This is a genomic window from Psychrobacter sp. CX18, assembly GCF_057396215.1.
Window position 1 is genome coordinate 1 of sequence record NZ_JBXYJH010000023.1, and the last position, 13,538, is coordinate 13,538.

Annotated in this window: 3 protein-coding genes; all 3 read right to left on the minus strand. The window is 42.2% G+C overall.

Going from position 1 to position 13,538, the window contains the following annotated elements:
• The coding region (locus AC2SLT_RS12805) for an Ig-like domain-containing protein (protein WP_486548040.1) at positions 1-1,862 on the minus strand (1,862 nt) is incomplete at its 3' end.
• Between the two features lie 41 nt (positions 1,863-1,903).
• Positions 1,904-2,848, minus strand: a complete 945-nt coding sequence (locus AC2SLT_RS12810; protein ID WP_486548041.1) for an OmpA family protein — start codon at positions 2,846-2,848, stop codon at positions 1,904-1,906.
• A 446-nt stretch (positions 2,849-3,294) separates the two neighbouring features.
• A partial coding sequence (locus AC2SLT_RS12815; RefSeq protein ID WP_486548042.1) for an Ig-like domain-containing protein occupies positions 3,295-13,538 on the minus strand: 10,244 nt, incomplete at its 5' end.

Here is a 13,538-nt window from a genome sequence, read left to right on the forward strand (position 1 = left end):
GGTGGTGTGGTGTCCCCTGTCACTGTGGTATCCGCGGTATTTCCCGCATCGTCTTTTGTGGTTGCGGTGACATCTTCACTGGTGTCCACTTGGTCTGCAGGTATCTTGATTTCACCGGTGTCTTTATCTACTGTAACGCCTTCAGGTAAGGGATCTTGCGATGTCCATTCACCCGTTTCTGGGTCTTTGGTGGCAACAATAGTCTGGTCGTTACCTTCTTCATCTTTGTAGTCAACCGACACTTCGCTGCTGTCATCACCAGTAGGGGTTACGGTAACGACACCTTCTGGGGATACTGTAACGCTTGGCTGTGCTGGTGGCTGAGTATCAACGCCAACTGTGGTTGATGGGGCATCACCACTGACGTTACCGGCAGCATCTTTGACGTTATAGCTAAGTTCGTGTTCACCGTCAGTGAGCTCTGTTGTTGGGGTTAAGGTGATGCTACCGTCTTCATTGGTGACGGGTGTTGAGGGAACAACGTCTCCATCAACCACTAATTGCGGTGTTTCGCCTGATTGTAGTTGGTCAGCGGGTATGGTTACACTTGGTGTGTTGTCATTGGTCTTATCGCCATTAGCAATGACTTCTGCTGGGTCAAGTACATCGCCTGAACCATCGTTGGCGACATTGTCTGTCACAACTGGAGCATTCTCTGGTGTGGCTGGTGGTGTGGTGTCCCCTGTCACTGTGGTATCCGCGGTATTTCCCGCATCGTCTTTTGTGGTTGCGGTGACATCTTCACTGGTGTCCACTTGGTCTGCAGGTATCTTGATTTCACCGGTGTCTTTATCTACTGTAACGCCTTCAGGTAAGGGATCTTGCGATGTCCATTCACCCGTTTCTGGGTCTTTGGTGGCAACAATAGTCTGGTCGTTACCTTCTTCATCTTTGTAGTCAACCGACACTTCGCTGCTGTCATCACCAGTAGGGGTTACGGTAACGACACCTTCTGGGGATACTGTAACGCTTGGCTGTGCTGGTGGCTGAGTATCAACGCCAACTGTGGTTGATGGGGCATCACCACTGACGTTACCGGCAGCATCTTTGACGTTATAGCTAAGTTCGTGTTCACCGTCAGTGAGCTCTGTTGTTGGGGTTAAGGTGATGCTACCGTCTTCATTGGTGACGGGTGTTGAGGGAACAACGTCTCCATCAACCACTAATTGCGGTGTTTCGCCTGATTGTAGTTGGTCAGCGGGTATGGTTACACTTGGTGTGTTGTCATTGGTCTTATCGCCATTAGCAATGACTTCTGCTGGGTCAAGTACATCGCCTGAACCATCGTTGGCGACATTGTCTGTCACAACTGGAGCATTCTCTGGTGTGGCTGGTGGTGTGGTATCTTTAGGAGTATCATTATCATCATCGTCATTCGCTAATGCAGCACCTATTGCAGCCAAACCTGCAAGACCTACTAACCAAGGTAGCCAATCAATACCGCCGTCATCTGCAGCACCAATCCAATAAGGGGTTTGATACGCATTACCGCCTAAGGCTTGTCCTTCGACATCTCCTACGGCAAGTTCAGTAACGAAGTCTGCTACTTCACCAGTGTCTGGTACATAATAGTAGTAGCTACCATCTTCGGCTAAACCAATAAGGGCACTATCCGCTTCGTCGTAATACCCTTCAATTATTAGGTCGCTGTCTTGTCCGGTTTCATCCATTGATACATGCAGGTCTTTACCTACACGTTTGGTAATGATGTGATCAGGTGCACGGCCAGTCGTTTGGTCAACTAGTTCATAATTAACTTTGTTTTTGGCTTTAATAACAGTGGGTTGACCATCTTTGGTCACAACTTGATGTTCGGCTATGGTTTGTGCGGCATCGTTAACTTTTACAATAATCGTTTTCATATTTGATCCTTGGATTCATTTTTTATTTTTTTTAAATGCTTTTATTTGGTTGCACTAACGGTTGCGACAACGCGGCGGTTGTTATATCGGCCTTTTGGTGTGGCATTAGTGTCAACCGGACGGGTTTCACCAAAGCCTTGAGTTTGTAGTCGATTTGGATCAATGCCATAGATGGTCACTAGTTCTTGCTTAACGGCTTGTGCACGGCGTTTTGATAGGTCCATGTTGTAGCTGTCAGAGCCCATACTATCGGTATGTCCTTCGATGATAGTGCTGGTATTTGGATATTTCTTCATGAAGTTTGCTACTGCTTCAATGCGAGCATTGAAGATTGTCTGAACGATAGCTTTGTCGAATTCAAACAGCACTTCTAGGTTGATGGGTTTGTCTATTTCAACTTTGACGGGTTCAGGCTTTGGCTGTGGTTCTACAACAACCACTGCTGGACAGTCACGTACAACGCGGCTAATTTGGTGGGTTTGTTCCCTTTGGGTGCTTAGGACTTGTTGGGCGGTCGCCTCGTCAAGTTCAGTAAGCTTAGGTGTGCTTGTGGCATCATCGATATCGACGTAGATATAGTGGTTTTTCTGGGGAATAAAGTTGACAAGGTGACTGTAGGCGTTGGTCATGTCGTTTGTTTTAAGACTAGTTGGGGCAACGCTGATGTTATGTTGTCCACTGCAGTAGCGAATTTGTGAGAAGTGCCCAGGTTGTAGGCTAACATGGAATCTGCCGTCGATGGCAATGTTTGCACTTGTTTGTAGACCGTCATTGTCTAGGGGGCGCACAAAGATAAGGTTAGACTCATTAGCAGGTAGATTGCTTACATTCATGGGTTGAAAGGTGGTGTTGCTTGTTTTATACCATTCTATATGGTCAACTTGGCGAGCACTTTCTACAGCACTTGCAGTGTGACTGATGCCAAGCATTGCAAGAAGTATGGTAGGAGTTAATAGAGTAGTTTTAAATGTTTTGATACCTTTCATAGGAGTTTCCTTTTTGTTAGTCAAGATTAATAGATTGATGTAGAAGTTGAAGAATAGTTATAGAAGCTTTCTTATTAACTAATTTAGCTATTAATAAGACTTGACTGGATTAATATGGAAGCTATCAACGCCTAATTTAATTCAGATTTAAAGATAAAGAGTAGTGAATATAATGTGATGTTTTATAAGTTTGATTAGAAATGTTAATAAGCCTTATTATTAATAATAATATACTCAACTTATGTTGAATAATTTATATAAATGTATTTTATATCAATACTTTATTTAAGGAAATAGCAAATCAACTAAATGTTGAGTTTATTTGTAAACTTCTATTAAAAGTTAATAAAAATTACCTATTAACTTATTTTCTACTTTGCGGAGAAATTATAGACACAAAAAACCGCCCTATTTTTAAGGACGGTTTTTGTAAAACAAATAAACAATTAAAATATATTTGTAATGTCAGTATCGATATACAAGATACTATCACTTCCTGATCCCGTATATACATTATAGGTACCTGTATGCCCTGATGGGTCAGTCACTGTTTGATTTAACTCGCTCAAAGTTAGGTTAGTCACAGTAACTGTATCATTACTACCACCGTTGACAAATACCTTATTACCCTCAGCAGTTGTTATATCGCTTAATGTAATATGTAAGGTACCACCAGAGCTATTCATATCAAATATCTCAAAGCCTGGGGTATCATTAGCCCAAACCTGTTGGCTACTACCCGTAAAATTAAAGGTATCTTTACCAGTACCTGCATTCACGCTACCACTCATATCACCACCGCTGTAATTAAAGGTATCGTTGCCTGCACCTAACTCAACCCTACCATCTAGCGCTCTATATTCATAAGTAAAGGTATCATCACCCTTCCCAGTTACAACTGTCGAATCTGATGAAATTAACCCTTTCATATGAATGGTATTATTTCCATCACCTAGATTAATACTAGAACTATCTTTCATTGCAGATTCGGTATTGTTTTGAATATAGGTATCGTTACCACTACCGGCAGTTATACTCGAATCGTCAAGTCGGTACCCTACAGTGATCGTATTATTACCATCGCCAAGATGAATGTTTGAATCTGTAATTTCACCAGTAGTGCTATTCAATATACCATCGCCTACTATACTAACTGTATCATTACCAGCTCCTAAAGTAATAGTCGAATTATCTCGAACAGTATTAGTTGTACTCCCTTTGACTACAATATTATTATCGCCATTGCCTAAATCTATAGTAGAGTCATCAATATAAGTACCAACTACTAAAGTGTCGTTACCCGACCCAGCTTTTATAGTGGTTCTATTTGATCCTGAACCACTGATATACTCGCCAACCTTAAGAGAGTTTTCACCTACTCCTAAATCTATATGAACAGAATTTCGGATAAATTCACTAATAGTGACATTATCCTTTCCATCACCACTTCTTATCACTACGTCGTCTTCAACATAACTGTTTATAGTTAACGTATTAATATCATCTACACTATCCCCATTGGTATCTGTACCTAGATTATTACTAGTATATAGTTGGTATGGTAAAGGTTTATTTCCATTTCTGTCTAATGGGGTATTACTACCTAAGTCTACAAGAGAAGTACCTTCCAATTGTTGACCAAATACCAATGAGTCAGAGCCACTACCAGCAAAGATATAACCGCCATCAGTATTTAGAGCTATATTTAATTTATCGTTACCTTGTTCTAAGAAAATAGCTGAGGTATTCCCACTTTCGCTAATATTGGTACCCGTTACTTTACCCAAAATATTAACAGCATCATTTCCTCTACCCATATAAATTCTAGTGTACTCTTCTACATCTGAGCTCGCATAAAGATAATCATCCCCGTCATAAGCAAATACTGAGGGACGAAACTCTCCAGTTGTTTGACTTGCAAAAGTATCTCTATTGCTAATTCTCCCGATATTAGCGCCAGTGAATGTTGTTCCATCCTCATTTATACCCACAAGTATCTTATCAGCACTTTCAGAAGTTTTTTGTCTATCTGCATCTGAAGTGGAACGCTCATACTGACCCTCTATCGTTAAACCGTCAGTTTTATCAAGTCTATCTTCTACACGTTTTAAAGCGATGACATTGCCAACTTCAAAATTGACATCCTGACGACTGACATTACCCGCTACATCAGTCACTTTAGCGCGCAATGTTAAATTATTGAGTGCACTTGGACCCTTATCGTCATAATCATTCATAGTGCTCAAAAGACCTTGTGCGGTCATTGATATTTCACCGGTTTTAGGGTCAAGCTTGAACCAACTACGTTGGGTACTAGTACCGACACTTTCATCCCATGAATAACTTGCGATACCAGAGTTGTAACCTGAGGTTGAGGCATTATCTTTTGCAGAAATAGTACCCAGCAAACTATCCACAGCTTTTAAACCTTCAAAATAACCTATGGTATTGGCTTCAGTTACGCTATAAGCACTACCTTTGTCAATAACTGTCTGATTTTGTGACAGTGCTCCAAATACAGGATTAGTGGTATCTATATTTATGGGTTTGCTTGATTCACCAGTTATATTGCCCGCAGTATCAATAATGCGTGACTTAATAGTATGTGCCCCTTCTTGCAGTGATTGATCAGTACCAGTTGGTTGATAACTCCAGTTTGTTCCATTCAAAGTAGCTTTATTCCAAGTATTACCATCATCTAGGCTCACTTGCACGATTTCATCGGAAAGTAATTCTTTACTTACCGTTCCTCTGACTCCGAGAGTTGAATCAAAAGTAATGAAGTCATTAATGCCAATACCCGTATCTTCAGAAATACCAGCAATAGATGTAGTGGCGTTAGTTATAGAATTATCAACTTTTACCGTTTGCTCGGCTATTTGAGTATCAGGGGTAGTATTACCCGCTAAATCACTGATTCTGACCTGTACTTGGTAGGTTGCGTCTGCAAAAGGGTTATTTGGATTGCTATACGACCACTTAGTACCATCCAAAGACGTATCACTTACCCAATTACTCCAAGCCTCATTATTCTTCTTAAATCGTATTTGAACCTGCTCTCCTTCTTTAAGTGACGTCCCTAAATGTCCAAAGAAAGTAAGCGAATGTTCATTAGTAACAAAGTCAGTTTGAGACAAACCTGTATCTTTACTTATTGAATCAATGAATATGGTTGTATCAGTGACAGGAGTATTTTTAACCACTACCTCTTGGGTATCTCTACCACTAATATTACCTGCCGTATCAATAATACGAACATTAACCGTATGCTCAGCATTCGATAAAGTATTACCAGAGTTGTCATAACGCCAAGTAGTAGCATCATAATCGGTAACAGTCTGCCATTTACCACCATCAATTTTGATTTGAATCTTCTCATCACTGGCTAGTTTGCCATTTAATGTACCATTGAATACTAGCGTAGGATCATTGGTAATAAAATCTGTACCACTAATACCGTTATCGTCGGTTATACCAGTAATATCAATTAGTGTACCCGAAATATCAGTGTTGATTTCAACCTGTTGGTGTTCGGAACGACGTTCATTACCCGCAATATCGACAATGCGAGCAACTACATCGTATATACCATCTGCGAGAGACTCACCCGTATCGTCATATGTCCAAGTTGTACCAGACACACTGACCTTATTCCAAGTTGTACCACCATCCAAGCTAATTTCGGCAACCTCACCTCGTGTGAACTCTTCACTTAATGTACCTTTGAATATCAGGGTATTATCATGGGTAATAAAGTCATCAGACTCTAAACCTTCATCGTCTGAAATACTATCGATTGTAATCCATTCGACAGAAACAGTTGTATCAATGGTTAAGGGTTGTTTTGCTAAACTAATTACATTTCCATCTTTAACCACTCTGACATCTACAGAATATTTGCCTTCAGCAAGTCTGCTCTTGGTATTATCATACTGCCAATGAGTACCTGATTTATCGGTTGTAATATTAGTTACCGGAACAAAGCTTGGAGTACCATTTTCACTAACAATACTGATTTCAAGTCGTTCATCTGATTTAAGTTCACGACTTAAATCCCCATTTAATACAAGCTCTTGAGCCATAGTATAAAAATCATGAACATTTTCACCGGTATCATCACTGATACTATTGATGAGCACATCAATTCGATCAGGTTCAGTTTGAATTTCGAAATCTTTTTTATCCGCTTTTTCTTCAAGAGTATTACCCGCTAAGTCATGCACACGAGCTAGTAGCTTATATTTACCTGCACTCAATATCTCTTTGCTCGTATAGGACCATGTTACTTTCTCATTCCCATCAGTATCCGTTGTAACCTCACTAGTCGCTTCATACCAAGTTTTACCGCCATCTATACTAACTTCAACGAATTCAACAGGATCTAGTGGTGCGCTTAATGTTCCAAAGAATGTCAAGCTGGTATCACTGGTTATAAAGTCACCAGCTTTTCCTGTATCATCAGATATTCCCGTAATCTCAATATCTGGCGCTGAGCTAAGCTCAGTATCAATTTTAAGCCTCTGATCTGCAGTAGCACCTTCTTTCCCAGCAGTATTGATGACTCGAGCATGAATATTATAATCACCCTTATCTAATGTAGTATTAGAGTAATCTAACTTCCACTCGCCATTAGGATATAAAGTTGCATCCATCCATCCACTGCCTTCACCACCACTTTCTGGGTCAACTTTTATTTGAACCTTCTCATTTGGTTCTAAAGTATTAGATACAGTTGTAGTAATAACTAAGGTTTGATCTCTGGTTACAAAGTCGGTACTGCTATTACCACTATCCTCGGAGATACTACTAATATTTAAATCAGTATTTGTAACCGTTTTATCAATAATAATTTCTTGTTTAGCTTGGTTATCAGTAGATGTAGTATTACCGGCAACATCAGTTACACGAGCACGAAAATCAAAAGTACCACTACCTTTACTTGTCTCACTACTATCGAATGTCCATGTTGTGCCTGTCACCTCAGCAAGTTTCAGTTCCCAAGTTGCACCACCGTCGAAACTAACTTGTACCCTCTCGTCATCCTTAAGCTCAGCACCTAGAGTACCTGTTATGATTGGCGTATCATCATAAGTGATAAAGTCGCCCTCAATACCTGTATCTTCACTAATAGAGTCGATAGTAATAGTAGGGTCAGAAAACTCATTATCAATTTTAATGATTTTCTCCGCCGTTCTACTTATTTTACCCGCTTTGTTCATAATCATGACACTGACGTTATAAGTATCATGCGGTATAATCATCTGGGTATTATCGTAAGACCAGTTGGTACCTTCTACTTTGGCATCAACCCAAGTTACATCCCCACCAACATCAGAAACACTTATTTTAACCGTTTCATCAGAGGCTAATTCTTTACCCAAAGTACCATATATCATTAAGGTTTGATCATTTGTAACAAAGTCATTAGGGTCTAACCCATTATCGTCAGAAATGGCTGAAATAGAGATGGTAGTAAGGGTAATACTCTGGTCAATTTCAATATCCTGAACTGCCTGAATATCACTTATATTACCTGCACTGTCTATGATTCTAGCTTTGATGGTATGAACACCTTCAGATAAAGATTGGCCTGAATTATCATAACGCCACTCTCTACCCTCAACGACTGCATCAAGCCAATTATCTCCATTATCTAGACAAATTTGAACTCGTTCATCTTCAGCTAAATCAGCCCCTATGGAACCCATAAACACTAAATTTGCATCTGTGGTAATAAAGTCATGTAATGTAGTATTATCACCAGGCATACCAGTATCATCACTAATTTTATCAATACTTATATTGGGTCGTGATACTTGAGTATCGACAACTAGTGTTTGGTTATCGAAAGCTGATAGGTTACCCGCATTATCCACAATACGAGCTTCAATATTATATTTACCGTGTTCAAGAGTTTCAGCGGTATTATCATAGCTCCAGTTTAAGCCTGAACGATCAACATTAGACCATTTGCCATTATTTATTCTAATCTGAATAAATTCATCATCTTTCAACTCACTGCCAATTGAGCCTGAAAATACTAAGTTTTGATCATTTGTAATATAGTCATCAGAACTATCGCCATTATCATCAGAGATAGAGTCAATTGAAATTGTTGTGTTACTAATAGATATATCTACTCCAGCTTCTGCAGGTATACCTTGTCTTGTATTACCAGCAATATCAGTAATACTAATATTTGCTTTGACAGCTTGGCCATCTTCATTGATAGGCACTCTAACGATGGCTTGACCACCGCTTAAGATATCAGTTCCGACCACTAATTTAGCTACTTGGATATTATTTCCATTAGTAACTAAAATTGTATCGCCGATTTTGGCATCTTCTGGGGCAGTAACTTTAGCTGAAACTGTACCTGATTGACCTAATTCTTCAATGTTGAACATGCCGTCATTATTCACATCACCGAGTAATACAACGGTAGCTTGAGAAGGGGCTTCTGTATCTACGCTGTAATCACGAGTAGTTTCTGCATGACCGACGTTACCTGCTTCATCGCTTGTGCTGATGCTAGCTGTCACTGCTTCGTTAGCAGTCAGAGCACTTGTGTCTACAGTAGATCTGTAGCTACCATCAGCATTTACGGTAGCTGTACCGATACTATTACCACCTACACTCAGGGTTACGCTATCACCTCCATTAAACTCACCAGTCACCACACCACTAATGGTAGTGGTGTCTTGACCAGCTTCGTCACTGTTGATGATGTCATCTTCAGCAATCTCATTGATGCTGATGTTAACCGTTGGCGCAGTGGTGTCTGCAGTTGCAACACTTTTTGACGCTGTCATACCTTTATTACCGGCAGCGTCTGTGATGCTTGCTGTGACATCAGTGCCTGGTTCAACCGCTACGCTGTAGCCATTGTTGATAATCTGCTCAGTAACAGGCACTTCTTTACCATTTACGATCAAGGTGTCATCTGTGCTAGTGCCTGCTGGAACTTTAATGGTGACGGTAACGTTACCGTTATCATCAACGTCACCTGTGTTGTACTCACCATTGCCACCTGATGGCGTTGGTAACTCAATGCTTGGCTCATTCGGCGCTGTTGTATCTGCTGATGCTAAGGTTTCTGATGCTTGCTCGCCTCTGTTACCCACTGCATCTGTGACGCTTGCGGTTACTTTAGACCCAGGCTTAACTGCTATGCTGTAGCCATTATCGATAATCTGCTCAGTAACAGGCACTTCATCACCATTTACAATCAAGGTGTCCTCGGTACTAGTGCCCGCAGGAACTTTAATAGTGACTGTAACGTTACCGTTATCATCAACGTCACTTGTGTTGTACTCACCATTGCCACCTGATGGGGTTGGTAATTCAATGCTTGGCTCATTTGGCGCTGTGGTATCGCCCATATTCGCTGTCGCACTACCCGCTTCTGATATGTTACCGGCTTTGTCGATGATAGTCGCATTGACAGACACAACTTCCCCATCAGCAGACCTATCAACGCTTGTGGTAAAGCCATTATCTAGCATGTCTTTGGTAATAACTATTTCATCACCGTTGACCGTTAGGATATCTCTAACCTTAGCGTTGTCTGGAAGCTCAATGGTGACTTTAACTTGACCCTCTGTTGTCAGCTCATCAGTGGTGATGGTGTCATCACCATTACCTAAGATAACTGTCGGTGCGCTAGGCGCTGTGGTATCACCCACAATCGCTGTCGCACGACCTGCCTCTGATACGTTACCGGCTTTGTCGGTGACGGTCGCATTTACAGACACAGATTCCCCATCAGCGGGCTTAGTAACGCTTGTGGTAAAGCCATTATTTAGCATGTCTCGGGTGATGTATGTCTTCACACCATTGACGGTTAAGATGTCATCAACCTGTGCATCATCAGGGACAGCGATGGTGACTTTAACGCTACCATCAGCATTTAATTCATCAGTGTCAACCTTATTGTCATCACCATCATTGATAGTCACAGTCGGTGCGCTAGGCGCTGTGGTATCGCCCACAGTCGCTACCGCATTACCTGGCTGTGACACGTTGCCCGCTTTGTCTGTCACTGTCGCTGTAACAGACATACCTTCCCCGTCAGCAGGTTTTGGAACGCTGGTAGTAAAGCCGTTATCTAGCATCTCTTGGGTGATTAAAGTCTTCTCACCATTAACGGTGACTATGTCATCAACCTGAGCGTTGCTTGGAAGCTCAATGGTCACGCTGATATGGCCATCGTCTGTTAGCTCATCAGTGATGATGGTGTCATCACCATTACCTAAGATAACTGTCGGTGCGCTAGGCGCTGTGGTGTCACCGATGCTTACGCTATCTGATCCTTTTTCTGACACGTTACCCGCTTTATCGGTAACGATCGCTTCTACAACTAAGTCTGTACCATCTTTAGGTCTGTCAACATTTAAGTCGACACTACCGCCCGCTGTGGCATTAGTACCCATAATGAAGGTCGCAAGTACGCTGCCTTGTCCGTCAGTAACTGTTAGGGTGTCACCTTCTTTAGCATCATCAGGGACACTAATGGTGACTTTAACGCTACCATCAGCATTTAAGTCATCAGTGTTAATCTTACCGTCGTTACCATCATTGATAGTCACTTTTGGTGCGCTAGGCGCTGTGGTGTCGCCAATCTTAGCGTTGTCTGTGCCAATTAGACCGGTGTTACCAGCATCATCACTAAGCTGCGCGTTCACGATAAGCGTTGATTTATCAGCAGGTTTGGCGATAGTTAAGGTGATGATCCCACCGACATTAGCATTCGTCCCAATAACGTAGCTTGCAAGCTCATTACCGTCTTGATCAGTAACGCTTAGCGTATCGCCCTCTGTGGCATCGCTCGGGACATCAATAGTCACTTGTACTTGATTGTCCACTAAATCGCTTGTGTCTACTGTGCCATCATCGCCGTCTTGAATCTCAACAACTGGCGCTGTTTGACTGATGGTAGTATCGCCCACAGTCGCAGTGGCACTACCTTCCTGTGACACGTTGCCCGCTTTGTCTGTCACTGTCGCTGTAACAGACACACCTTCCCCGTCAGCAGGTTTTGTAACGCTGGTAGTAAAGCCGTTACTTAGCATCTCTTGGGTGATAACGGTCTTATCGCCATTAACGGTGACTATGTCATCAACCTGAGCGTTATCTGGAAGCTCAATGGTGACTTTAACTTGACCCTCTGTTGTCAGCTCATCAGTGGTGATAGTGTCATCACCATTACCTAAGATAACTGTCGGTGCGCTAGGCGCAGTGTCATCCACATCCGTCACGTTAATAGTGACTGACGCTGTGTCTTTGTTGCCTGCCTTATCAGTGACTTCAACCACTAGATCAAATTCATTAGCTCCGACTTCAAAGTCGTTAGCTGCCGCTTTTGCACCCGCTTGGGTTAGAGTGATTTGACCATTCTCGTCAATAGCAAAGTAGCCGTTCTTATCACCACTTACGATGCGGTAACCAGTCACACCTTCGTTGTCAGTTGCAGTCACTTGACCAACAACAAACCCTACTTGCTGATTCTCAGCATAGTTAAAGGTTGCGTCTTTAACTACTGGCGCAGTGTCATCCACATCCGTCACATTTAAGGTAACGCTCGCTTTTGAGCCATTACCTTGGGCATCAAGCGCCTCTACAGTAAGATTAAATGCGTTTGGCGTCGCTTCATAGTCATTGGCAGCTGCCGCATAGCCTTTAGCGGAAAAGCGGATTTCACCCGCGTTATTAATTTCGAAGTAGCCTTCCTCGTTACCACCAGTGATGCGGTAACCAGTTACTTCTACGTTATCAGTCGCTGTCACTTGACCTAATACAGCTGTTGCTTCGCTGTTCTCAGTGTAACTAAATGCTTGATTAGGATCGATAGTTGGCGCTGTGGTGTCGCCTACGGTTGCTACCGCATTACCTGGCTGTGACACGTTACCGGCTTTATCGGTGACAGTGGCATTGATAACTAGCTGTGTACTATCTTCAGGTTTGTCGACATTTAAGTTGACACTACTACCTGCTGTAGCATTAGTACCAACAATGAAGGTTGCAAGTACTTTACCTATACTATCGGTGACTGTCACAGTATCACCATTTTTAGCATCATCAGGGACATCGATGGTGACTTTAACATTACCATCAGCATTTAAGTCATCAGTGTTAACAACGTCATCACCACCATCATTAATAATCACTTTTGGTGCGCTAGGTGCTGTGATATCTGGCGCTGTATTAGATCCTTGCGATGAAGTGTTGCCACTATCGTCTGTTAGGACCGCACGGACTGTCTCTCCATTGGTTAAAGCAGGGTCTAATGCTGCAGTAAAGCTACCATCTTTAATGACACCAGTAATGAGACCATTTGGTGTTGATATAGCAACCTTACTACCTTCTTCACCAGTAACAGTCACTTGTGTACCATCTTCGCTTACGTCAACAACAGGCGCGTTAGGCGCTGTAGTATCGGTAACTTCTGGCACATCGACGCCACCAATTTGATCAAGTTGACCTTGCAAGCTCTCTTTGCCTTTACTTGGATCAAGCGCATCAATAGCGTTTTGCGCAGCATCTTTAGCGTCTTGTACCGCTTGGTTAGCAGCGATGATAGCTTTCTGCTCATCTGGACTGATTAAGCCGTCTTCTTGAGCAGTATTACGCGCCTGACTCGCTGCTTGCTCCGCTTTTTTGGCAGCATCAACAAGCTCTTGTACTTGCTGGG